The sequence below is a fragment of the Caulobacter sp. FV1ye6ST genome, assembly GCF_058681225.1.
In genome coordinates this window covers 283056-307310 of record NZ_CM178733.1, presented here as the reverse complement: position 1 = coordinate 307310, position 24255 = coordinate 283056, and the positions used below count along the sequence as shown (strand labels likewise).

Genomic DNA, 24255 nt, shown 5'->3' with positions numbered 1-24255 from the left:
GAAGGTCCGTTCCGCTGGCCGTGCAGCGCCAATAGCATGCGTAATCGGGCGGACCTGTGAAGGATCAAGCTCTCCAGTAAGCTCTCGGTTTTCAGCCGAGACGAAGGGAGACGACGATGTTCTACGCTGCGTTGGATGTGTCGCTGCGGTCAGTGGCGATCTGCATCATCGATCAGGACGGCAAGGTGCGGCTCGAGCGGTCCGTGCCTTCGGATGTCCCAGATTTGGTGCGCTGCCTGCGCGAGTTCGGCGAGCCGATCCACCAGGTCGGACTGGAGGCCGGTACGCTGACCCAGCATCTGACCTACGGCCTGACGGAAGCCGGCTTCGACGTCGTGTGCATGGAGGCGCGCCAAGTCGCCGCGGCTCTGTCGGCCATGCGCAACAAGACCGACAAGCACGACGCCCGCGGCATCGCCCAGATCCTGCGCTCAGGCTGGTACAGCCGCGTGCATGTGAAGAGCGTCGAGAGCCATCACCTACGCGCCCTGCTCTCCTGCAGGAAGGTCATGCAGCGCAAGTGCATCGACCTGGAGAATGAGATCCGCGGGCTCCTGAAAGTCTTCGGCGTGAAGCTGCCGCTACGGCTCTCGCGCGGCGGCTTCGACATCGCCGTGCGCGACACCATCGAGAGCGATCCGGCGCTGAGCCACGCGATGCTGCCGATGTTGCAGGCCAGGCGCGTGCTGTTCGACACTTTCACTGAGCTCGACCGGCGCGTTCGCAAGGCCGCCCACGCCGATCCGGTCTGTCAGCGCTTCATGGGCGTGCCCGGCGTGGGCGAGATCACCGCGCTCAGCTTCAAGGCGGCCGTCGACGATCCCTCCCGCTTCAAGAGCTCGCGCACCGTCGGCGCCCACTTTGGCCTGACGCCCAGACGCTTCCAGTCCGGGGAGAAGGACAACCCCGGCCGCATCTCCCACGCCGGCGACGCCGACGTGCGCGCCACGCTCTACGCGGCCGCCAACGCCATGCTGATGCGCTCCATCAGATGGACCAGCCTGAAGGCCTGGGGCGTGCGGCTGATGAAGACCAAGGGCCGCCGGCGCGCCATCGTCGCCGTGGCTCGCAAGATCGCTGTCGTCCTGCACCGCATGTGGATCGACGGCTCCGACTTCCGCCTAGGATCGGAGGCTGCGGCATGACCTAACCCTCACTGCCCAACCCCGGATCCTGGTCGGATCGTCCCATGCGGACGACGGGATGGATGAAGCCGAAAAAGTCTGCTGCACTTCGAGTGCGTCCATTAGCGCGGCTCTCCAGACCCTGATCCCATGCATGCGTGCAGCGGCTCCGCTCGCAAGGAGCCATCAGACTGCGAAGAGAAGCGTGACCCGCGTGAACGACCCCGGCCGCTAGATCAAACGAGCTTGACCCCGATGCCCGATTAGAGAAGCGGTCCTTTGCCCGCCTCCAGAAAGACGACGTTCGGCGCTCGACCGTCGCCTGTCGCGAGCTCAGTAAACGCCGTATGGATGGGCCGCGGTCTTTGCGCACCTCCGGATACTCGCGTTCGCGCCTGCCGATGCCTAGGGCTCCTCTCCTCCCGCCGCGCCTGCTGGCGCGACGTCATCGGTGGCGAGAAAGGTTCGGAGACTTAGGAGGCGCGACAGCAACTCGTCGAACGTGAGGACAATGACGTCCTTGAGGCTGTTACGGTAAAGCTCAAGAGCCTTCGCCTCCGCTGGCCCAGCGGGATTTCGACCGGCAATCACGACGCAGCTCACGTACCAGCCCTGCAGGTCCCGCCACCCGCTGTTCATCAGCGTGGTGGGCAGGTTGGTCAGGAGCCTGAACCTTTGATCCAGCACCTGCATCACGGCCTTGGTCAGATCGGACGAGATGTTTCGCACGCCGGCGTATTCGCCTTCGGTGACGAGGTTCGTGCCGGGACGCTTGAGCTCGATCAGGGCCGCGCTCTGGGTCACCTCGTTCTTCAACAGGAAGTCGGCATATCGCGTACCGTCGCCTTCGATGCCCATGCCCCCGACATTGGCCTGCTGGGCGACCAGCACGATCGGAAAACCGAACACGAGCGACAACAGGAATGGGTTTTGGTGCAACAACGCTTGCCAGTCCCGTTCGGCGGCGTTGTTGCGACCAAGCAGCGCCTCGAAACGCTCGATGAGCGCATCGAGGCCGGCGATCTGCACGGTCTTGTGCAGAGCCGCCAGGAGCGCGGGCTCGTCGCGAGCAAGGTCATCGGCGCGTCGTTCGACCGCGCCGACCAGGCTTGATCGATCGCTGGCCGATAGTTTTGCCGCAGGGCCCGAGCCGTCGATCAACTTGAAGATCGTATCGGGTTTGTAGGGAACCGCGCGGTGCGGATAGGTCGAGGCGTCCACCTCCGACAGGAGGCTATTGTAGGCCAGCACCGTCCGCTCGATGAGCGCCGCGCGTTGGTGGGCGGCTTGCGTGCGATAGAGACCAAGCCGCAAGCCATCATACCGAGTCAGGCTGAGAACGTAACCGTGGTCATCAATGTGGGAAGCCCGTCCGCGCGAGATCAGCAACCTTTCAAGCGATGGTTTTGAAACTTCCGACCGCTTGATGGACCCCACCATGTCGAGCACCGGTTTGTAGAGCTTGTGGATTCCCAGGCCCCATTTCCAGTCCTTGACGAAACCGTCCGGCAGCGCGGCGAACAGCTCGATGGCCTCCCATTCATCCTCGGGCGACACGAGATCTTCCATTTCGAAGTCGATCGATGCGAGCCGTCGATACTTCGGAGTCAAAAAGTCGGCCGAGAGACGGGTCTGCAGGGGGTATGTGGTGATCACGCCCTCGGCTTGGTCGAAATGCGCCAGGGGCTTGCGATGGTCCAACAGCGAGCCGCGCTCGTGGTTGAAGGCCTGCTTGATGGAGGCCCGGCACGGCAAATAGTATGCCGCGGTCACATCATCAGCGACGCGCTCGACCACCAATTGGTCTTCGGTCTGGGCCTCCAGCCAGTCTTCCAATTCGCTCACTCAACCCTCTCCAATGGAGAAATCGACCTAGCCAATGCCGCTAGCTGGCGGCCCACCCGATGAAATCGGCGCCCACAGCCGCGGCGGACAGGCGCGCCGCCAGCATCAGGGTGTTCAACTGCTTCATGCGCATCGAGCGGCCGCGCGCCGCGCCCGCCGCCAGGCATTGATCATGTTCTCGCCGGGTCAACTGCGGCTGCAGAACGATCACCCGGCGCTTGTAGCTGGCGGGAAGCGCATCGGCGCGGGCAATGATGCCGGATCGGTCCGCTTGTCGGACACCATCGCGCCAGACCGCCTTGGAGATCAGCTTGTCCTTCCCCTTCTCCAGTTCGGCGGCCAAGGTCGCTCGCTCCAGGTGACGCAGGTTTTTCACCGCCTGGCCGACGACGACCTCATAGCTCGAGACCGAGACCTGCCGGTTGGCGTTGGCTGACTTGGCGGCCTTAGCGTGGATGAGCGTGACGACATCGTCGTCGGCGATGTGAACGAAGTCGGCGAATTCCATCGACCCGTCGTCACTGGCCAACCAGCCTTGTGGACCGAGCTGGTCAAGGACGTAGGCAAAGAGAGAGTCGTCGCGCAGACCGCTTGCTTTGGGTGTCCCGATCGCATCGGCAAGACTTTGATTGAACTGCGGCGTCGGCTTTTCGGCGGTGACGTCATAGTTTGCGAACGGCTCGAATTTCCAATCGAACGGCTGATCGCGGTAAGCCGACTGATAGCAACGCCCCTGGCTGATGGCGTGGCCTGTTTCGTAGTAGATCTTCGTCCAGTCGGTGTCGGCGAGATAGGCGACGCATTGCTCGCGCGGACCGTCCACGCCACCGGGATCGCGGATCCAGACCGGGGTCAGCTGGATGCGGCCATCCACCATGGCGACATTCAAGGCCACGTCACCCAGGTCGGCGCCGGCGAGATGAACAGTGGCTTCCAGGGACGCTCCAGCCCCGGCGCGCACATCAAACCGCGCTTCATAGGCCCAGGTGTTCGCGGCCTCACGCTCTTGCGGCGTGATATCGTCGTCAGACAACAGCTCAGGCGGGATCAAGGTCAGCGCATAGGCGTCGGACACTCCAGCCAGCGTTGCTACGGCCTGGGCCAGCGCGCTGAACTTTACCGACGCCGCCGGAGGGGTCGCCAGGATGTCGAACACGGCCTCAAGCTCGATGAGGAAATCGGCCCAGGTCTGCGGCCGCTTGACCCAGATCCTTCCGGAGCCGGGGGCGGCCCCGACGAAAATGTTGGCCGGCGCGCCGCCGGCGGCCTGCCACGGGATCCGGCTGCGCACCGCCGAATAGTAGAAGCTTTGGTCACCCAAGGGGTCCAGAGCGTACTCCAACGCCGTTCCCATCAGCGTCTTGGCGTTGGGGCGCGAATCCGTGGGGGTATGAACGCCGACGAGCCACATGGCGCTGGCCTGCGCGCCGACGAACGCCTGCTCAATCGTCGCGCGGTCGACGGGCCTGGCCGCGGCAAGGCCGGCGCCCAGCTTGTTGCGAAGCCCAGGGTCGGAAGAACAGATCGCGGCGAGGTCGCCCTTCGTGGCGACCACCACGAGTTGGTGCTTGATGTCTTCCAGTCCGCTCAGCGGCGCCCATGCGGGCGGGCTCTTTTCAGCATACTCGATGGTTTGGACAGATATTCCGCCGGAGGCCTGGACTGCTGAGGTGGTCACGTTCGTTCGTGTCACCGCGCCCTTGGAGACGATCGCGGCCTGCACCTCGGCGACAAGCGCGGGCAGCAAGTTGGCGGGCGGCGTGGTGGCACCCCGGCTCAAGAGCAGCGGAGCCAAGAACGGTTTCAAGGTGGCGGCGTTTGGAGGCAGGGCCATGGTCGAGCTTAGTCTCAAACCGACCAAGTTCACTACCCTGAATAGCAGCGCCGAAACAGCGCCACCAAAACGGCGCGCCTCACCGCCTTACATAGTAGGAGGCTCCCCCGAACGTGTTGTCAAAGCCACCTTTAGAGCGTTCGAGGCCAGGCCCCACGCGACCAATCCGCCGAGGAAATTTCATCGTAGTTCTCAAGGATCACAGGCGCCCGGTCAGGCCATTCCGCATAGGCCTCCGGCCGTACACGATGAATATCTAGGAAGTAGACGACCATGGCGCGACGGAGGTCCAGCTCCCAAACCCATTCCTCGCCATCGCGCCGCATGCCGTATTCTTTGGCCACAACATCGCGTTGGAACGCGTGCAGCTGCGGATTGGGCCGCAGAATAAGCCGCACTCGCGCCTCCCAATCATCGTCGACGTTTTCGGGTGGCGCTCCGGCGGCGCCCACAACGGTCAAGACGCGCGACAAGGCGAAGTCGCGAAACTCGCCGCGTAGGGCGTCGTAAGCCCTGACGAACCATCGGCGGCCATTGTGGGCCAAGGCATGGGGGAAGATCGTCCTTCGCGTCGGCACAGCCGTTGAAAGGGACTGATAGCTGATACGCAGGCCGGTTCGCGCGTGAACCGCGCGTGTGAAGGTTTGTAGCAGCGTCGCGTCGACCGCGCCGGCGGGGTCGGGAACCACCTCGACTCCAGCAACGCCTCCCGCCAACGGAAAATAGCCGTCAGCCTGCGCTCGTAGTTCAGCCAAGTAGCGACGAGGATCTGCTGCGGTGAATTGCGGCCTGAATCTTGGCCCAGGCCGATAGCGCCGCCTTCGCTCGTCATAAAGCAGGTTCGAAGGACACGCGGCCTTGTAGGTCGCCAAGTCGTCGGTGACGTGATTGGGCGTCAGATCGAAGGCGCTGCTGAGGATCTCGCGTCCGACCTCGCCCTTCCAGAACAGCTCCTCTTCCAGGAACGCAAATCGACGTCGCCGCGCCGGGGAGATGCCCCGGCCATCCGGCGGCGAGCGCACGGTCGAACTTGATCGCGGGGTGGAACGGCGAACCATGGATCGCCAAGAAAACCGACGCCAACAAAAATAGCTACTGAAATTCCATAGGGTATGGAGAAATTGATAGGCACGGAAAATCCGTAGGCTCTTGCATTGTAGCTCAGCCGCGTTGCGGCTAGGGTCGGCGGGGCAAATCAGGAGGATCGATGCGCAGCTTCGAGCAGCAGATCATCACGCTCGGCTATGGCCGACGCGATGGCGCGCTCCTGCGCAATGCCCAGGACATCCCGGCGGATCACCCGTTCGCGCCAGAAATCCGCAGGATGTTCGCGCCGCGCGATGCGGAAGCCGGCGCCACGGCGGTGTTCATGCACGGCGGCGCCCCCCTTGCATGCTTGGTCGACGCTGACAGCCTGCCCACGGAGCCTGGACCTCGGGAGCTTGCCGTGCGGCTGTTCTGTCGCCGGCTCTGGAACCAGAACCTCGCCAGCGTCGTGCTCGTGCTGGGCGCGGACGAAGTCTCGGCCTATTCGGTGCTCGACCCAGCTGCGGCGCCGCAGCGCCTCAAGACCAGCCCAACGAGCACCGATGGCCCCTGGTCCCACGCCGACCTTAGTTCTGGGCGGGTTTGGGAGCGTCACGGCTCTTGGTTCGACCCTAAGCTTCGCGTCGACAACTCGTTGCTGGCCAACATCGTCGCACTCCTAAAAGTGCTGTGCGCTGGACCAAGCGGACTAACCGAGGACGAGGCGCGTCACAGCCTCTCCAAAGCAATCTTCGTCTGTTTCCTTGAGCAACGCGGCATCGTCGGCGAGACCTATCGCGCGCGCCATGAGGTCGCCACGCTCCTGCAGCTGGTTTCGCGCGGCGACCGCGCCGGCTTGGAGCGGCTCTTTGATCGCCTGCGCACGGACTTCAACGGCGACTTCCTCAACCCCGTGATCGATGACGCCGCTGAATTTTGGGACCTTCCCCCTCGCGCCCTGAGTGCGATTGGCGAATTCCTAGAGCGCACCGACCTACAGACGGGCCAGCGCAGCTTCTGGGGCTATGACTTTTCCGAGATCCCGATCGAATTGATATCGGGAATCTACCAGACGTTCCTAGCGACCAAAGGCCAGATCTCCGCCCAGTCTCAGCCGCAACGGGCAGGGCAAAAGCCTCCAACGCAGAAGGAACTGGGAGCCTTCTACACGCCGCGCCACCTGGCCGTTTATGTTGTCGAGCAAGCTTTCACGAGCGTGGTCGATCCGCTTGAGGAAACCATCTTCGACGGAGCGTGCGGCTCGGGCATCCTGCTGACGACGGCCTATCGGAATCTGTTGCGCCTAGCCGAGCATCGGCAAGGCCGCCCGCCCACGTTCGAGGAACGGCGCGACATTCTGAAACGCGGCATATTTGGCAGCGATATCGACCGCGACGCCTGTCGCCTGACCGCCTTCAGCCTTTATTTGGCGCTCCTGTCCGAACTGGAGCCACGCGACCTGGCAATCATTCAGGAGCAAGGCGGCAAGCTGCCCAACCTGATTGGCGCCAATTTGCGCGCCGGCCCGGAAGACGGCGACGTCTTTGGCGCCAGCGCGGTGGAGGCCACCAAGGGTCGCTTCTCGCTCGTGATCTCCAATCCGCCCTGGCGTGAGCCGGACGCCGACGAGGTCACCAGCTTCGAGCGATGGCTAGCCGCGCTCGAAGACGCCCCGGCCGTCTCCTATCGCCAGATCGCGATCGCCTACGTCTTTCGCGCCCTTGAATGCCTCAAGCCCGGCGGCCGTGTGTCCTTGGTCCTGCCTGTGAGGTTGATCGTCGGCGACCGCGCCCAGGACTTCCGAGCCGAGCTTGTCGAGCGGATGAAGATCGATCAAGTGGTCAACTTCGCCGACATGCGCCGCCTGGTGTTCCCCGGCGCCAAGCATCCGTTCGTGGTGATTTCGGGCGGCGCGCGCGACCGGACGCAACAGGCGGCTATCCGCGCGGGCGACATTGCCGCCGGCCACGGCGAGGTCATCGAGTATCTTGTTCCCAAGGCCGACGTGGCGTTGGCCTACGGGCGCCTGGCCATTCACGGCGACGACCGCATCACCCTGCCCGCCTCGACGCTGTATGCCGACGAGCGACTGTTTGGACTGCGCTATTGGGGCACCGAACACGATGTCGCCCTCTTGCGCAAATGCCGACGGCTGGGACGGCTCGAAGACCTGGTGACGGAAGCCCAAGACGGCGACGGCGCGTGGCTCTGCAATTCCGGCTGGGTCGGCCCCTACAAAGGATACCCGGGAAGCGACGCGGGCGATCTGCGCGATATGCGCTTTCTCGACGCGCGCACGCTTCCTCATGTCGGCCTCATGCTCGCGGCCGGCGACAGCGCCCTGCGATCGTTCCCGGTTGATGACTTCTCGAATATAGCGTTCTTTGGCGAGCGTGAACTCTACCGGGGGCCGCGCGTCATCTGGCCCGACGGTGTCAGCGCCGAAGGCGAAATTCGGGCGGTCTTCAGCGAAGCGCCCTTCACCTTCCGCCATTCCATCAAGGCCATTGGCGGCCCTGAACGCGATCGTTCGCTACTCCAGTTCCTTGCGGCCTATCTGCGCTCGCCTCTGGCGCAATATCTGATGATCCTGGGCAGCCATACGGTCTCCGGCGAGCGGCCGAAGCTGCACAAGAACGAGCTGCTGGCCATGCCGTTTGTTCGGCCGGAACATCACCCCAACCCAGATCGGGCGCGCTCGGTACTGGCCCAGGTCAGCGAAGTCTTCCAGGCCCTGGCCGACGCGCCCGACCATTTTCGAGGCGGCGCTTACGACTATCATCGCGACCGGTTGAACGCCTTGGTGCTCGACTATTTCGAACTGGACGAGGACGATCGCGTCTTGGTTCTGGAGATGGTCGAGCGCGTCGCCCCCTCGATCCAACCCTCGTCGACGCGTCCCTCAGACCTCCTGACGCCCCTGTTGAAGCACCCCTCGACGGACGATCTTGAGGCCTATCGACGAAAGTTGCAGACCACGCTGGAAGCCTGGCGCGACGCGGCCGGGGGCTCGGGCGCCATCAAGGTTTCACTTCAGGTCGACGGCAAGAACCTCCTGGGCGCGGCGATCATCGAGTTGGGGGCGACCTCCACCGGCCCCGTCGGAGCCATCACGGAGGCCGAGGCCGACGCGCCCCTGTGGGCGATTGGAGAGAGCCTGGGCGCGCACGTTCGCGGGGCCAGCGACAGCGCCATGCTGACCCTGCCGCACCTGACGGTCGCGAGCGGCCGCACCATCACGATCGTCAAGCCGTTGCGCGTGCGCTTTTGGTTGCAACGGTCGGCCCTGGCGGACGCCGATCGCCTCGTGGGCCAGATCCGGGCGGCGGTCAGCGCCAGGACGCGCGCATGACGGCGATCGCCGGAGACGCCGACACGGCGTGGCTGACCTGCTTTCCCGAGCAAGACGTCGCCAGCGTCGTCGCCTATGTCGCCGCCAGTTGGGCGGAATTGGCCGCACGTTATCCCCGCGCCCATCACGCTGGCGAACGCGAGCCTGTTCTGACCAAGAGCCTGGCCGACTATCTTGACGACCCCTCTCGACGTCGAACCGTCGCGCTCGGCGGCCGCTTCCACGCCGAGCGCCCGATCAACTACCGACGCGGCGGTGGCAAGCCCAAGCAACTTGGCCGCACCGATGTCGAGTACCACTACCCAGCCTCTGGCAGCGCGGCCCTGACGCTTGAATTCAAGAAGCTCCAGGGCAAGACCAGCTGCCGAAACGCTTACCGAAATTCGGGCATCACCAGGTTCCTGGCCGGACCTTACGCGCCGAACGAGCCGTCAGGCGTCATGTGCGGAATGGTGACCGTCGATGTCGCCAGCGAGGTTGACGCGATGCGCGCCAGCCTCACGCGATGCCAGAAGCGCCTGGCCTGCATCACCTCGTCGGACGGCTCCATAGCGTCCGACACCCAAGACATCCCGCCCGATGCGCTGCTGTTCGAGACCAATCACAAGAAGTCGAGTGGCGCGGGTCAAATTCGCCTGAGCCACCTATTTGTGCCGCTGGCGGTCGCCCCCCCCCTTAGCTAGAGAGAGCGCTTATGGCGGGCTTGCCGCAGGATCTCGATCTATTGGACCTGGCAACTTTAGTGGGCCTCGTTGAGGCGCAGGCCAGCGAGAGTGTCACCCTCGAATTCAAGTCGGCGCCCTATGGCCCGAGCCACGACGATACTCGGGAATTTCTCAAGGACGTGAGCGCCCTGGCCAACACAGCGGGCGGGATGCTGCTGATCGGTGTCCGCGAGGAAGGCGGCGTCGCGGCCGGATTACAACCGCTCCAGACGCCAGACGCCGACCAGATGCAGCAACGGTTACACAGCCTTTTGCAGTCCGCGCTCGAACCGCGAGTGTTCGGGGTCCAGATGAAGGCAATCCCGGCCGACAAGGGATACATTCTGGCCATTCGCGTTCCGCGAAGCCCAGCGCCACCTCACCGCGTCACCAGCAAGAACTCCAACCGCTTCTATCTGCGGGCCTCGGCCGGCGTTTACGAGGCTAGCTATGACGAGCTGCGCACGATGTTCCTGCAAACTTCGGCGGCCGCCGACCGTATCGCCGCCTTTCGCCGAGACCGTCTGAACCTGCTTGAAGCCGACGCCGGTCCGGTGGTGCTCGCCGATGGCGCCGATCGCCTGGTGCTGCACATCATGCCGCTTTCCAACACCGCCGGCGCCGTGGACCTGACCGTGGCCCTGGAGCGTAGCGAGCTGTTCAGGCCCCTGGGGTCCACAGGCTGGACGCCGCGTTTCAATCTCGACGGCTTCATCAACACCCGTGGCGGCGGCCAGTGCCATGGCTACACGCAAGTATTCCGCGATGGTCAACTGGAGGCGACCTCTGTCGGCTATCTGAATGTAAACGGAGAGAGCCGCCGCATTCCTGGCCGACAGATTGAACGGCTCCTCCTCGAGCACGCTCCGGTCTATGTTCGGGGACTGCAGGCCGCCGGGGTCAATCCGCCGTTGTTTGTCGCCCTTTCCCTTCAGGGCGCGCACAGCGCCGTGGTGACTTGCTCGGACTACGGCCTGGATGATCCGCCGACGCCGCTTCGGGTGGACGATCTGATGTTGCCGATTTGCGTGATCGACGATTTTGGATCTGATGACGCCTATCGCGCCGCGCTCAAGCCCGCTCTGGACGCTCTATGGAATGCGGGCGGCTACAGTGAGTGGGCGCCGCTTGCCTCGGGCCGCCGGTGAGGCCACCCGATCCCGCACGCCCGACCAAGAAAAAGCTCCTGATCATCCTCGGAGCGGGAAGCTCGGTCGGACTGGGCATGCCCTCCGTCGCCGACCTCGACCAGCGCATGCGCACCTGGGCCGCCGACTGGAGCCGCCAGCGCGGCTGGCCAAACTACTATCACCAGGTCGAAGCCGCGACGCGAGCCTACGCACTGCGCGGTGAGGTCCGGCCTCGACCGACGCCGACGTTCGAGACCGTGCTCGGCGACATGGCCCATCTATCGCACTGGCTGACACCGCCGCCCTTGGGTTTGTCGTTGCGCGAAGTGTTAGCGGTTCAGGGTCCCCCGCCTTTCAGATTTCCCCATCCAGAGGGGTATGGGCCAGCGCACGTGGTGCAGGATCAACTGCAGCATCTGTTGACCCAGCTCGCCCGGGACATTCGCGAGCGCTCGCGCCAAATCGATCGCGCCGGCCCAAAGGTGGCGGCCTACGGCGCGCTGCTCGACGGCTTACGGGCGAGGTTCGACTTGGGCGTCTACAACCTCAACTACGACAGCGCCGCCCTGTCGGCGTGGCCCGAGGCGGATACGGGATTTGTCGCCGGCGCCTTCGCGCCCGAGCGTGTTCACGGCAAGCAAGACTGGGGTTTTGTCTACCACCTCCACGGCAGCGTTCATCACACGCTGGCCGACCCACTTGGCGCCCGTATCGCGTGGCGTGACGACCTGGGGGGCGACTTCAACGACAGCTACCAGAGCATCCTGGGCGATGAGCGGTCGGAGGGGCGAACCTTTCCCAAATCGACCTTGATCGCCGGCGGATTGAAACTGGACCAGTTGCTGGTGGAGCCTTTCCATTCGCTGCACGCGGCCCTCATCCGTCACTCCCACATGGCCGACGCGATCATCGTGGGCGGCTACGGGTTCGCCGACGTCCATGTGAACCGCGCGCTGCGCAATCGTCTCGAAGGTCTAGCATCGCCCGAGCGGCCGCCCGTGATGGTGTTGGACTGGGCTCGGCCCCAAACCCTGGCGATGGCCGGCAGGATGGATGCCTGGAGCCGCGACCTTTGCCGGTCCCTGGTCGTCCCCAATAGCTTTTTCCGCGCACCCAACCAGGACGGCTGGCCCGAACCGGAAACCTTGGCGCGAAGTGGCGGCTTCGAAGTGTCCCGGCCGCACCGAACCGCCATCTGGCATGGCGGTTTCCTGGAGGCCGCGGACCACGTCGATCGCATTGTCGGTTGGCTGTCGGGAATAGAAGAGGCCCTAGACTAGCAGGCCCGTCCGCGTCTGACGCAGGCGAGCACCATCGTCCTGCAGAGAAGGAGCGCCGACATGGATGACGACGAGTTTCTAAGGACGATCTCGCTCGACGCCAATGAGTGGCGCGGGGTGAACCAGCTTGAGAACGCAATGTCGGATTTCGAGCCTCTGGCCAAGCGCGGCAATCTCGGCATCACGGTCACCGAGCGCCTGGTGCGGATGGGCTTGGCCGAAAGGGGGCGACCATCGGACGCCTATGCCGGCCGCGGCTATGAGGTCGGCTATCGGCTCAGCGAGCTTGGATGGAAGGTGGCCGAGCGGGGCCGCTGGGTCAGGCGCGCGCATACCTAAACCGTACTAATGCCGAGACCCAGGTCCATCTCTCCACCCGCCTGCTACGGTCGCTTGCCGATCATGACGATCTCGGGCGCGTTCGAGGCTAGCGCCGTAAAGCGCCGCCGCCGGCAACACGAGGTGCGAGTGGGCTCAGTCGTCGATCAAGGGCGTCCCAGTAAATGGCAGCGGAGGGAAGAAGCCAGCGCGCTGGCCGTCGATCGCGAACTCACCGGCGAACCACACCGAACCAAGCGCTTTAGCGACATCTTCGGGCGGCGGCTTGTTCTCGACGATGATAACCTGCACTTCAGAGCCGATACGCTTTAACGAGGCCCAGAACTTGGCCTCGACGCCGGCATCGACAGGAACGGCGCTGGTGCCTGGGCCTGCGGATTTGACCTTACTGTAGGCGGTCAACGGTGAGTCGATCACAACGAGACCCGGATGCGGTCGACCTCTCGCGCGACAGTAGTGCATCAGGCCGATGACGAAGGCCGAATAGAGAACGCCGCGGACACCCTTGCCATGCGACTGTCGCGCCTGGCCATCAACGACAATATCGTAGGCGTCTTGGTTGAAGGTGACACGGCCCTTGCCCGGCCAACTCCATTCGGTCAGCACCTGTTCGATCTCAAGACACAGCTCTTCCAGAGCTTTGGCGGGGAGCGCCTCCCAGGTCTGCGCCGTACTGCGGGGTTGAGCGGCCTCGCGTTCGATGGTCTGGCGCATCGTCTTCAGGCTGTCGAGTTGGTCACGATCATTGCGCGCCGCCTCAAGCATGACGCGCCGCTCGACCAAGCGGGTCAGACGAACGTCAGCGTCCCGAAGCGTCGGACTCATCAGCGCTTGCGCGTCTCGATCAACGCGCTCGATCGTCGATCGAGCCGTACCTACAAGCGCGCCCTGATAAATACGACGGGCCTCGACATTTTCGATCGCGCCCATCAAATCCGTGCGCAAGGCTAGGATCTTCGCCGCCTCGGCCCGCGCGGCGAGTTGGACGTCGGTGCCATGCGCGCCATGATCATGCGCGTCCTCCATCGCCTGGTCGCAGAGCGGGCAAGCAACAGTTTGCAGCTCTCCGAAATAGTGCGCGCCCTCGGCGATGAAATCCAAGCGATCCAAGTCCGAGACGTAGCGGCTTTCCAGAAGGCGGTAACGGGCCAACAACTCGTCGATGGCGAGGATCTGGCCCTCGGCCTTTTGCAGCTGACCTAACGCGATCTCGCGTTCGACCTGCAGGGCTTCATGCGCCTGAGCGCTGCCGTCGATCACGGTGGAAATCCGGGCGATCGCTGCCTCGACCTTATCAATCGAGTCCTCGGTTTCACTTGCAGGTGTCGCTAGTCGGTCTTCCAAAGGCTTCATCAAAGCGTCGATGACACCCAGCTTGGCACGCAAACGCGCGACGATGACGTCGTTGCGTTCAGCCGACACCACGTCTGCGTCGTCCTGCCCTGACAACATGAACGCAAAGGCGCGTTCATTGATGGTCTTGTCATAACCCGGAGGGCCTTGGACCGGCGATCGCTCGTCAATGACGGCAACCTCGTCGACCAACATCGCCGGCATCCAGTGCCGGAGTGTCAGGCGCTGTAGCTCGCCGAGCTTGTTCTTGCGCAGACGGGCTTCCGGAAGATCAGCAAACGGAAAAAGCGCGGAGGTGACATCTTTGGCTAGGCTCTTGCCGCGCCGTTGCGGCACGATTGTTTCGCCCGCGCCATTGATATCGTCGATCGCGCTTTTGTAGGCCAGTAGATCGCCGCCAGCGAGTGCCCGGTAGAGCGTCAGTGCTTCGCCTTCGTCGTTAGCGAATTCGACCAAGAGCTGGCTATAGGCTTCCGATTCCGGAAACTGCTTGGTCATCTTGGCCGCCCCGAAGATGTAGTCGAGGCAGTGGATGAGATAGCTTTTTCCCGTGTCCGAGAGGCCGGCTAGAATATTGGCACCGGGACGGAACGACAGGGTCGCGTCCGGTTTGCCCATGCCTCGAACAACCACTCTACGCAGCTGAAACACGCTAGAGCTCCAGATCGTTCAAGGCGGTGAAACGGTCAAATTCCGCGCCCCACCGGCCGAGATTTTCGTCCATGAACGACGTTAGCTCATGATCGGATAAGGGCGAGAAGCGCTCAACGACCCAGCGGGCACGCCAACGCAAGGCTTGCGAATAGGAGTTGGCCATCAGTTCGATGAACGCGGCCGTGAGCTCAGTCCCGTAATAGCTGATGCCGCTGGCATCAAAACGCTTGTCCAACAGCTCTTTGGAGAACATCTGGTCCAGCCCCGCTTTCAGCACATCGCGCTTGACCAACATCTCGCCGCCTCGGAATGGCACAGCGGGATGGAGGCTGACTGGGCCTTCGACATCTCCGGAATGGACCATCAGATAGTCGTAGGCGATCAGGCGTTGCAGATCGCAAGGTATCTCCCTCGACGCATCGAGCACGAACAGCATCCGCAAGCCGCATTCCAGCGGGGAGTTAAACGGACGCGCAGTAGCACGCCTTTTGGCGACCTGCGGGCTCATGGCGCGCACCAATGCAGACGGCTGTCATTGGCCATCTGGTGACACATGCCTTCACGATCTTTGGCCTGAACGTGGGGAGCCAGGACATGTCCACCCAGCTGGAGGCTTTGCGACTGCCTGATTGTCTCGAGTAACCGTTGATGTCCCGACTGCCCGGCGGCGGTATAGGTATGGAAGAGCCCGTCGCTGAACTCGTCCAGCAGCGAGATGAAGAATTGCTGATCGGCCATCTGGTCTCGCGCCAGTTCCTTGAGGCCCTCAGCGCAATAGAAGGTGATCCGCGAGCGGTCGAAAAGCACACGGAAGGCTCCTTCCTGTGCCAGGTCGTCCGGCTTGTTCACGACCTTCTTCAGTTGCTGGCCGATCAGCTCGTAGAGTTGGGCGACATAGGCTGTTTCGAGCGGCGCGACGCTTGAGGGCGGGGCCTGCGGGGGCGGGCGTTCGATCAGCGGCGCGCCGAACACCGTGAGGTGATAGCGCGTCTGAGCATGCTCGTTCAGCAGCTCCAGCGGTTGCTTTGCGCGAAAGATCGTGAAGTCGAAGGCTGCGATGTACGCCTTGACCTCCGGGGTCAGGTCGAACGTGAACTTACCCGAAACGGCTTTGGCGCAATGGTCATTCCAGTTGGCTAGAATAAATGCCCTGAGATCTTCTGGAGCGTCCAGAAGGTCTTGCATCGTGCCGGTGACGCCCTTGTGCGTCACGAAAACGTAAAGCTCAGGGACAGACTGCTCGCCCAACTGGGTGTAGTAGAGAAGCTTAGCGATCTCGCCTGCGGCCGGACCAGGCCCTAAGGCGACGCCGTAGTGCTTGCACTGGTAGATGTGGCTACGACGCGGCGCACTCGATGGCGGATCCAGCCAAACAACAATGTCGCGGCCCTTGTCGCCGGCGCCGCCGCGTTGTTGAACCTCATGCACACCGGGAATTTTGGACTTCAGAAAACCCTCTGCCCATTCGAGGGTAAAGCGTTCGAACTCCTTAGCGCTGAATTGAGCAAGGCGATCAAGCGGATCAACCGGCAAACCCAGCCCCAGACCCAGAAGGCGCGCATTAGCGTTGGGCCACGCGGACGGTGTCGGCAACACCTGCAGCGCCGATGCAGGTTGGTTCTTATCGGTTCCCAAATACCCCAGCCTCAGACCGAACTCTCTTCGGTTTCCACAACATCATGCAAGCGGAGCCATGGCTAGCCGCGCGAGCGACTTATTCCATTCCCGCTTAACGGGCAGCTATGTCGCCGCTTGAATTTTCCGCCACCGATAGCGGACCAAATGAAGGTCGCCTGAGAGTCAGGTTTGCGCGTTGCCGGCAGTCGTGCTGCACAGCTCGTCGTGGCTCCCGCGGAGCGCATCTTCCAGACTGAGCCTTCAAAGTGGACGCCTACGCCAGCGCCTGTCTTTCCACGCCATGGTGCGCCGCTCATACGATTGACCTTGCCGACGAGTCCGGAAGCCCTTTGCTAGGCGCCTGATTGCTCCCTCGGCAGGTTCCGATGTCGGCCACGCGCATCCTCTGGGCGCCCATTGGTGTCGTCTGTCTCGTGGTGCTGGCCACGACTTGGGGCGCCACCCAATGGACCGCGCACGCGCTCGGATACCAGGAAGCGTTAGGGTCTCCCTGCCTTCGATTCGGGAGCGTCAGCCTCTATCCGCCCCCCGCCTTCTTCTGGTGGTGGTTTGCCTATGACGCCTATGCCCCTGGCGTCTTCCTTCGTGGCGGCATGATCGCCGCTTCCGGCGGAATCCTCGCCGTCGGGACCGCGATCGCCATGGCGACCTGGCGATCCCGCGAAACGGCCGGCGCCAGCACGTTCGGGTCCGCGCGCTGGGCGACGCCGGCAGAGGTCCGGGCCGCCGGCTTGCTATCGAGCGACGGCGTGGTGCTCGGCCAGCTGGACGGAGCCTATGTCCGTCACGATGGACCCGAGCACGTGCTGTGCTTTGCCCCTACCCGGTCGGGGAAGGGTGTCGGCTTGGTAGTGCCCACGCTGCTGACCTGGCCAGGCTCGAGCATCGTCCATGACATCAAGGGAGAGAACTGGACGCTGACGGCCGCCTTTCGCGCGCGGTTCGGAAGGGTTCTCCTATTCGATCCGACCAATGCCGCGTCCTCGGCATACAACCCTTTGCTCGAGGTCCGCCGCGGCGAGACCGAGGTGCGGGACGTGCAGAACGTCGCCGACATCCTCGTCGATCCGGAAGGCTCGCTAGACAAGCGTAGCCATTGGGAAAAGACCAGCCACGCTCTGCTCGTGGGCGCGATTCTCCATGTCCTCTACGCCGAAGAGGACAAGACACTGGCCGGCGTGGCGACATTCTTGTCCGACCCCCAGCGGACCATTGAGCAAACGCTGGCCGCGATGATGCGCACGCCGCACCTAGGCGAGGCTGGGCCCCACCCGGTCGTCGCCAGCGCCGCGCGAGAGTTGCTGAACAAGAGCGAAAACGAGCGCTCGGGCGTGCTCAGCACGGCGATGACATTCCTGGGCCTCTACCGCGACCCCGTCGTCGCCAAGGTCACCAGCCGGTGCGATTGGCGGATCCAAGACCTCGTCAATGATGGACCCTGCTCCCTCTACCTCGTCGTACCGCCCTCAGATGTCAGCCGTACCAAGCCCCTGATCCGGCTGATGCTGAACCAGATCGTCCGTAGGCTGACAGAGACGCTGGTGGCGCGCGGCGAGCGACAGGACATGCTGCTGATGCTCGACGAGCTCCCGGTGCTGGGGCGGCTCGATTTCCTGGAAAGCACCCTGGCCTTCATGGCCGGCTACGGGGTCAAGGCCTTCCTAATCACGCAGTCCCTGAACCAGGTCGAGCGGGCCTACGGGCCCAACAACGCGATTCTCGACAACTGCCACGTCCGGGTGTGCTTCGCGACGAACGACGAGCGGACCGCCAAGCGTGTCTCAGAGGCCCTCGGGACGGCGACGGAGGAGCGCGCGATGCGCAACTACGCTGGCCACCGCCTTTCGCCGTGGCTCGGCCACTTGATGGTGTCGAAGGCAGAGTCTCCGCGCCCCTTGCTGACACCGGGAGAGATCATGCAGCTGCCGCCCGACGAAGAGGTCGTGATGCTCGCAGGCGCACCGCCTATTCGAGCGCAGAAGGCTCGATACTTCGCCGACCCGCGACTGATGGCCAGGATCGCCAGGCCCCCGAAGCCTTGGCGCGCCGCGCAGCCGCCGGCCGATGATTGGACGTCCAATCCGCCGATCGCGCCGTCCCCGTCGACATCCAAGCCCGCCACGTTAGGCGAAGACGGGGCGGCCGAGGGTGAGGGCCCCGCCGAGCGCAGCCTGGACTTGGTCGTGCAGCTGCCGACGGAGACATCGAAGCCGAGGGACTTCGACTTCGACGACATAGACCAAGCCCACGACGACACGGTGGTCGCCGCCTCGAACTTCCAGCGAAAGGTGGCCAGCGTCGCGCGGCAGGCGGCTCTCGACCCAAGCGATGGCGTGGAGCTCTAGATGCGAACCAAGCACACCTTCCGCCTTCCCCCGTCGCTCGCTGGCCGGTTGGCCGAGTACGCCATTCGCAAGCGCGTCTCCCAGGCGGCGATCGTGGAGTCCGCCCTGGCGTCGTTCTTGTCGCCTGACAATGCCGAGCAGCTCGAGGCGGCCTTGAGTCGGCGCCTAGACCGGCTGTCGCGCCAGATCGATCGCGTCGAGCATCAGTCCCTTGTCTCCAACGAGGCCATCGGCCTGTTCGTCCGCTTTTGGCTAGCCAACACCCTGGCCTTGCCCGAGGCGGCGCTGGCGGCGCAACAGGCGAAGGGGAAGGAACGCTACGAAGGCTTCCTGGCGGCGTTAGGTCGCCGCATCGCCAAGGGGCGTGACCTATCCCACGACATCGCCGCCCTCAATCCAAGCGCGTCCTTCGACACCGCCGAAGACTAAGGTCCAGCCAGCGCGACGTGCCGGAAAACGCTTGGCCAGGAGGGCGCATTTTCGCTAGCGCCTGTCTTTTCACGCCAGGGCACGACGGCGACTAAATCGTTGTTGTCCAAGAGGTTTTTCACCCCTCCTTAGTGAGCCCCGATGGCCGGCGACGCCGGCCGCTGTCGAGGCCCCCATGTCCCTCCACACGCTCCACGCCGAGTCCGAAGCCCGCAGCGCGCGGATGCTCCGCACCGCCCTGGGCGCGCAAATCGGGGCATGGCTCGAATGCCATGACGTCGCCGAGATCATGCTCAATCCCGATGGTCGCCTCTGGCTCGACCGTCTCGGGGTGGGCCTCGTCGATACCTGCCAACATCTCGGCAGGTCGGACGGCGAACGGATCATTCGCCTGGTGGCGCACCACGTCGGCGCCGAGGTCCATGCCGGGAGCCCGCGCGTCTCGGCCGAGCTGCCAGGGGGCGGCGAGCGGTTCGAGGGGCTGCTGCCGCCCATCGTCGCCGCGCCGACCTTCGCGATCCGCAAGCCGGCGGGACAGGTCATCCGCTTGGACGCCTACGTCGCCTCTGGCGTGATGACGGAGGGCCAAGCCCAACACCTGCGTGCCGCCGTCGCCGAGCGACGCAACATCCTGGTCGCCGGCGGCACATCTAGCGGCAAGACCACCCTGGCCAACGCCCTGCTCGCTGAACTGGAGGCCAGTGGCCAGCGGGTGGCGCTGATCGAAGACACCGCCGAGCTGCAGTGCGCGGTGGCCAACACCGTCGTGCTGCGCAGCAAGGACGGCGTCGCCAGCCTTACCGAACTGCTGCGCTCAACGCTTCGGTTGCGTCCCGACCGCATCATCATCGGCGAGGTTCGCGGCCCCGAGGCGCTTGATCTCGTAAAGGCCTGGGGAACGGGCCACCCCGGTGGTGTCGCCACGTTGCACGCTGGCTCCGCGATAGGCGCGCTGCGCCGGCTTGAGCAGCTGGTCCAGGAGGCGGTCGTCACCGTCCCGCGCCCGCTGATCGCGGAGACCATCGATCTCATCGCCGTCCTCGTCGGTCGAGGCGCCCAGCGCCGACTGACCGAGCTGGCCGCCGTCCAAGGCCTGGCCGACGGCGACTACGCCCTTTCCCACCTTGGAGACATGTCATGACCTCGCAAGTCGCGGCCGTGCGCCGCAAGCGTCGCCTGCTGGCCCGATCGTTGCTCGATCGCCTGGGATGCGCGGTAGTCGCCGCGTCGGGCCTTGTCTATGCCGTCCCCGCCCGTGCGGCCGGCTCGTCGATGCCCTGGGAAGCGCCGCTCCAATCGATCCTGGAGTCGATCGAGGGACCGGTCGCCAAGATCATCGCGGTGATCGTCATCATCACGACCGGGCTGGCCCTGGCGTTTGGCGACACGTCGGGCGGCTTTCGCCGGCTGATCCAGATCGTGTTCGGCCTCTCGATCGCGTTCGCCGCCTCGAGCTTCTTCCTCAGCTTCTTCTCCTTCGGCGGCGGGGCGCTGGTCGCGTGAGCCGGGAGCTGCCGCCCGGCTATTTCGCCGTCGTCCATCGCGCCTTGGTCGAGCCGATCCTGCTGGGCGGCGCGCCGCGCACGGTCGCCATCGCCAACGGCACGTTGGCGGCCGCGATCGGCCTTGGCCTGAGGCTGTGGTTGGCTGGGCTTGTCATCTGGGCCCTCGGCCACGCCGCCGCCGTGTGGGCGGCGCGCCGCGACGCCCAGTTCGTCGAGGTCGCGCGCCGCCACCTGCGCTACCCGACCTTCCTGCGGACCTGACATCGATGATGCCGCTCTCCGCCTACTCCAACCTAACGCCGTTGCTGGCCGACTTCCTGCCTTGGGCCGCCCTCGTCGCCGAGGGCGTCGTCCTCAACAAGGACGGCAGCCTTCAGAGAACGGCCAGCTTCCGCGGCCCAGACCTCGACAGCGCCACGCCCGCCGAGCTGGTCGCCACCACGGCCCGGCTCAACAACGCCCTGCGGCGGCTCGGCTCGGGCTGGGCGTTGTTCGTCGAGGCCCGCAGAGATCCGGCGCCCGACTATCCGCCCGGTACGTTCGCCGACGGCGCGTCCGCGCTGGTCGACTTGGAGCGCCGCGAGCAGTTCGCCGAGGGCGGGACCCATTTCGAGAGCCGCTACTACCTGACGTTCGCTTGGCGGCCGCCGGCCGAGGACGGCGCGCGCTTCGAGGGTCTCCTCGTCGAGGGGCGGGCCCAGAAGGGCGTCGACGCCTGGGAGCAGGCCAAGGGCTTCATCCAGCGCACCGACCGCGTGCTGCAGCTGGTCGAGAGCTTCATGCCGCATGCGGCGTGGCTCGACGACAGCCAGACCCTGTCCTTCCTCCATGGGGCGGTCTCCACAACCCGCCAGGTCGTACGCGTACCCGAGACGCCGATGTACCTGGACGCGGTGCTGGCGACCGAACCGCTGGCAGGCGGGCTAGAGCCCAGGCTGGGCGAGCACCACCTCAGGATCCTGACGATCATCGGCTTTCCGACGGCGACGTTCCCCGGGATCCTGGACGATCTCAATCGCCTGGCCTTCCCCTACCGCTGGTGTACCCGGGCGCTGATGCTCGACAAGACCGACGCGGTGAAGCTGCTGTCGCGCATTCGTCGCCAGTGGTTCGCCAAGCGCAAGTCCGTCGCCGCGATCCTCAAGGAGGTGATGACCAACGAGGCGTCCGTCCTCCTGGACTCCGACGCCGCCAACAAGGCCGCCGACGCCGACGCCGCCTTGCAGGACCTCGGGTCCGACGATGTCGCCCAGGCGTTCGTCACCGCCACCGTGGTGGTGTGGGACAAGGATCCGCTGGCCGCCGCCGAGAAGCAGCGTCTCGTCGAGAAGGCGATCCAGGGCCGCGACTTCACCGTCATCAACGAGACGATCAACGCGGTGGAGGCCTGGTTCGGAAGCCTGCCCGGCCAAGTCTACGCGAACGTTCGCCAGCCCCCGATCTCGACGATCAACCTCGCCCACATGATGCCGTTATCGGCGGTCTGGGCGGGCCCCGACCACGACGAGCACTTCGCGGCGCCGCCCCTCTTGCAGGCGCAGACCGATGGATCCACGCCGTTCCGGTTCTCGCTGCACGTCGGCGACGTCGGCCACTGCCTGGTGGTCGGCCCGACCGGGGCAGGCAAGTCCGTCCTGCTGGCGATGATGGCGCTGTCGTTTCGGCGCTACCGCCAGGCGCAAGTCTTCGCCTTCGACTTTGGCGGTTCGATCCGCGCGGCGGCGCTTGGAATGGGCGGCGACTGGCACGACCTGGGCGGCGCCGGTGCGCCAGCCCTGCAACCCCTTGCCAAGATCGACGACCCGATCGAACGGTCCTGGGCGGCGGGGTGGCTGGCGGCGTTGCTGGCCCGGGAAGGCGCGGCGGTCACCCCAGAGACCCGCGAACACCTGTGGTCCGCCTTGGCCGCCTTGTCGACCGCGCCCATCGAGGAGCGCACGCTGAGCGGCCTCGCGGCCCTGTTGCAGGTCAACGCCCTCAAGCTCGCCTTGCGCCCCTACTGCGTCGGCGGCGCGGCTGGTCGCCTGCTCGACGCCGAACACGAATCTTTGGGTCGCGGCGACGTCGAAGCCTTCGAGACCGAAGGCTTGGCGGGATCCCCGGCCGCGCCCGCGGTGCTGTCGTACCTGTTCCACCGCATCGAAGGCCGGCTCGATGGTCGCCCGACCTTGGTGATCGTCGACGAGGGCTGGCTGGCGCTCGACGACGTGGCGTTCGCCGGACAGCTGCGCGAGTGGCTCAAGACCCTGCGCAAGAAGAACGCCAGCGTCGTCTTCGCCACCCAATCCCTGGCCGACATCCAAGGCAGTCCGATCGCCCCGGCGATCATCGAGAGCTGCCCAACCCGCTTGTTCCTTCCCAATCCCCGCGCGCTCGAGCCGCAGATCGCGGCGATCTACGCCGGCTTTGGCCTCAACGGCCGGCAGGTCGAGATCCTCGCCCGCGCCACGCCAAAGCGCGACTACTACTGCCAGTCCCCGCTGGGCGATCGATTGTTCGACCTGGGCCTGGGCGAAGTCGCCCTGGCCTTCGCCGCCGCCTCTTCCAAGCCAGACCAAGCGGCTATCGCTCGCGTCCTGGCCTCCGCGGAGCCTGGTGACTTCGCCGACGCATGGCTGCGCGAGCGTGGCCTGGACTGGGCCGCGGACCTGCTTTCGTCCCAATCCCTGGAGTCCCCGTCATGACCCCCGTCGCCTCGCGGCGGGCGCTGCTGCTCTGCGCCTTCGCGATCCCCTTGGTCGCGAGCGTCGAGCCGGCGTGCGCCCAGTTCACGGTCTTCGACCCGACCAACTATGCCCAGAACCTGCTGACCGCCACGCGCGCACTCCAGCAGATCAACAACCAGATCAACGCCCTCCAGAACCAAGCCCAGTCGCTGGTCAACGAGGCGCGCAACCTGGCGGGCCTTCCCTATTCGGCGCTGCAGGGCCTGCAATCGCAGCTGCAACAGACGCGCGCGCTCGTCGACCAAGCCCGAGGCCTGGCCATGCGCGTCAGCGACATCGAGGCGGCCTTCAAGGAAGCCTACCGCCCGGCCGACCTGACGGCGACGGACCAGGGTTTGGTGGCCAACGCCCAGGCCCGGTGGGCCAACAGCGTGGCGGCTTTCCAGGACGCGCTGAAGATCCAGGCCGGCGTCGTCGGCAATCTCGACGGCGCCCGGACGCAGATGGGCGAGCTGGTCAACGCCAGCCAATCGGCCAGCGGCGCGCTGCAGGCCGCCCAGGCCGGCAACCAACTGCTGGCGCTCCAATCCCAGCAGCTGTCTGACCTCGTCACGTTGCTCGCCGCCTCGGGTCGCGCCCAGACGCTCGACGCGGCCCAGCGGGCGGCCGCCCAGGACCAGGCTCGCGAGCAACTGCGCCGGTTCCTGGCACCGAGCGCCGGCTACCAGCCGGGCTCGGCCAAGATGTTCAACCAACCATGAACGCGCGCCTGGCCTTCCGGCTGGCCGCGATTGGGTTTGCGGCGCTCGCCATCTTGATGGCCGCCCTGCAAGGGGCTCGGCCGCGCTCCCCGGCGACGCCAGCCGCGGCGCCGGCGCCAAAGCCAGGCCAAGTCGCCGACCCGACCCTGCGCCGTTGCCAGGGCCTCGGCGAAGCCGGAGCGCAGGATCCCGCTTGCCTGAAGGCCTGGGCCGACGAGCGCGCGCGCTTCCTCGGAGCCGGTCGCGCAACAGGCCAGCGGGGCGCCTGAC

Annotated in this window: 21 protein-coding genes; 14 read left to right on the top strand and 7 right to left on the bottom strand. The window is 65.1% G+C overall.

What is annotated here, in order from left to right:
* Positions 1-116 precede the first annotated feature (116 nt).
* Positions 117-1145, top strand: coding sequence for an IS110 family RNA-guided transposase (locus ACW175_RS01655; protein ID WP_492102939.1), 1029 nt, complete (start codon positions 117-119; stop codon positions 1143-1145).
* A gap of 384 nt (positions 1146-1529) precedes the next feature.
* Here ACW175_RS01655 and ACW175_RS01650 read toward each other — a convergent pair whose 3' ends face one another.
* The 4 genes from ACW175_RS01650 to ACW175_RS01635 form a co-directional block, all read right to left on the bottom strand.
* Positions 1530-2969, bottom strand: a complete 1440-nt coding sequence (locus ACW175_RS01650) for a Shedu immune nuclease family protein (protein ID WP_492102938.1) — start codon at positions 2967-2969, stop codon at positions 1530-1532.
* Positions 2970-3009: 40 nt separating this feature from the next.
* The gene (locus ACW175_RS01645; protein WP_492102937.1) at positions 3010-4764 is read right to left on the bottom strand and encodes a hypothetical protein; all 1755 of its coding nucleotides are present in this window, start codon (positions 4762-4764) and stop codon (positions 3010-3012) included.
* Positions 4765-4934: 170 nt separating this feature from the next.
* Positions 4935-5861 carry a helix-turn-helix transcriptional regulator gene (locus ACW175_RS01640; protein ID WP_492102936.1) on the bottom strand — a complete coding sequence of 309 codons (927 nt, stop codon included), beginning with the start codon at positions 5859-5861 and terminating at the stop codon, positions 4935-4937.
* A gap of 137 nt (positions 5862-5998) precedes the next feature.
* Positions 5999-6178, bottom strand: coding sequence for a hypothetical protein (locus ACW175_RS01635; protein ID WP_492102935.1), 180 nt, complete (start codon positions 6176-6178; stop codon positions 5999-6001).
* A 564-nt stretch (positions 6179-6742) separates the two neighbouring features.
* Here ACW175_RS01635 and ACW175_RS01630 point away from each other — a divergent pair.
* The 5 genes from ACW175_RS01630 to ACW175_RS01610 all read left to right on the top strand — a co-directional run bounded on the left by ACW175_RS01630 (position 6743) and on the right by ACW175_RS01610 (position 12634).
* On the top strand, positions 6743-9181 hold the full coding sequence (locus ACW175_RS01630; protein ID WP_492102934.1) for an HsdM family class I SAM-dependent methyltransferase: 2439 nt from the start codon (positions 6743-6745) through the stop codon (positions 9179-9181).
* Positions 9178-9864: a hypothetical protein gene (locus ACW175_RS01625; protein WP_492102933.1), complete on the top strand. Its 687-nt coding sequence runs from the start codon at positions 9178-9180 to the stop codon at positions 9862-9864. Before ACW175_RS01630 ends, ACW175_RS01625 begins: the two co-directional genes overlap by 4 nt.
* A gap of 11 nt (positions 9865-9875) precedes the next feature.
* Positions 9876-11033: an AlbA family DNA-binding domain-containing protein gene (locus ACW175_RS01620; RefSeq protein WP_492102932.1), complete on the top strand. Its 1158-nt coding sequence runs from the start codon at positions 9876-9878 to the stop codon at positions 11031-11033.
* A 77-nt stretch (positions 11034-11110) separates the two neighbouring features.
* On the top strand, positions 11111-12295 hold the full coding sequence (locus ACW175_RS01615; RefSeq protein ID WP_492102931.1) for a hypothetical protein: 1185 nt from the start codon (positions 11111-11113) through the stop codon (positions 12293-12295).
* A gap of 60 nt (positions 12296-12355) precedes the next feature.
* Positions 12356-12634, top strand: coding sequence for a hypothetical protein (locus ACW175_RS01610; RefSeq protein ID WP_492102930.1), 279 nt, complete (start codon positions 12356-12358; stop codon positions 12632-12634).
* Between the two features lie 135 nt (positions 12635-12769).
* On the opposite strand, the gene ACW175_RS01605 is transcribed toward ACW175_RS01610, so the two are convergent.
* The 3 genes from ACW175_RS01605 to ACW175_RS01595 are packed head-to-tail and all read right to left on the bottom strand — an operon-like array spanning position 12770 to position 16276.
* The gene (locus ACW175_RS01605; RefSeq protein WP_492102929.1) at positions 12770-14638 is read right to left on the bottom strand and encodes a hypothetical protein; all 1869 of its coding nucleotides are present in this window, start codon (positions 14636-14638) and stop codon (positions 12770-12772) included.
* A 1-nt stretch (position 14639) separates the two neighbouring features.
* On the bottom strand, positions 14640-15149 hold the full coding sequence (locus tag ACW175_RS01600; protein WP_492102928.1) for an ABC-three component system middle component 2: 510 nt from the start codon (positions 15147-15149) through the stop codon (positions 14640-14642).
* A complete protein-coding gene (locus ACW175_RS01595; RefSeq protein ID WP_492102927.1) occupies positions 15146-16276 on the bottom strand; it encodes an ABC-three component system protein in 1131 nt (376 codons plus the stop codon). Before ACW175_RS01595 ends, ACW175_RS01600 begins: the two co-directional genes overlap by 4 nt.
* A gap of 368 nt (positions 16277-16644) precedes the next feature.
* On the opposite strand from ACW175_RS01595, the gene ACW175_RS01590 reads away from it, so the two are divergent.
* From ACW175_RS01590 to trbK-alt, 8 genes are all read left to right on the top strand, one after another.
* The gene (locus ACW175_RS01590) at positions 16645-18624 is read left to right on the top strand and encodes a conjugal transfer protein TraG (RefSeq protein ID WP_492102926.1); all 1980 of its coding nucleotides are present in this window, start codon (positions 16645-16647) and stop codon (positions 18622-18624) included.
* Entirely contained in the window at positions 18625-19053 is a 429-nt protein-coding gene (locus ACW175_RS01585) for a CopG family transcriptional regulator (protein WP_492102925.1), read from the top strand.
* A 175-nt stretch (positions 19054-19228) separates the two neighbouring features.
* Positions 19229-20194, top strand: coding sequence for a P-type conjugative transfer ATPase TrbB (trbB, locus tag ACW175_RS01580; RefSeq protein ID WP_492102924.1), 966 nt, complete (start codon positions 19229-19231; stop codon positions 20192-20194).
* Positions 20191-20556 carry a TrbC/VirB2 family type IV secretion system protein gene (locus tag ACW175_RS01575; protein WP_492102923.1) on the top strand — a complete coding sequence of 122 codons (366 nt, stop codon included), beginning with the start codon at positions 20191-20193 and terminating at the stop codon, positions 20554-20556. The genes trbB and ACW175_RS01575 overlap by 4 nt, the downstream gene beginning before the upstream one ends.
* A complete protein-coding gene (locus tag ACW175_RS01570; protein WP_492102922.1) occupies positions 20553-20819 on the top strand; it encodes a VirB3 family type IV secretion system protein in 267 nt (88 codons plus the stop codon). Before ACW175_RS01575 ends, ACW175_RS01570 begins: the two co-directional genes overlap by 4 nt.
* 5 nt (positions 20820-20824) lie before the next feature.
* Positions 20825-23242 carry a conjugal transfer protein TrbE gene (trbE, locus tag ACW175_RS01565; protein ID WP_492102921.1) on the top strand — a complete coding sequence of 806 codons (2418 nt, stop codon included), beginning with the start codon at positions 20825-20827 and terminating at the stop codon, positions 23240-23242.
* A complete protein-coding gene (gene trbJ / locus ACW175_RS01560; RefSeq protein WP_492102920.1) occupies positions 23239-23985 on the top strand; it encodes a P-type conjugative transfer protein TrbJ in 747 nt (248 codons plus the stop codon). Before trbE ends, trbJ begins: the two co-directional genes overlap by 4 nt.
* Positions 23982-24254 carry a putative entry exclusion protein TrbK-alt gene (gene trbK-alt / locus ACW175_RS01555; RefSeq protein WP_492102919.1) on the top strand — a complete coding sequence of 91 codons (273 nt, stop codon included), beginning with the start codon at positions 23982-23984 and terminating at the stop codon, positions 24252-24254. Before trbJ ends, trbK-alt begins: the two co-directional genes overlap by 4 nt.
* Position 24255: the final 1 nt, after the last annotated feature.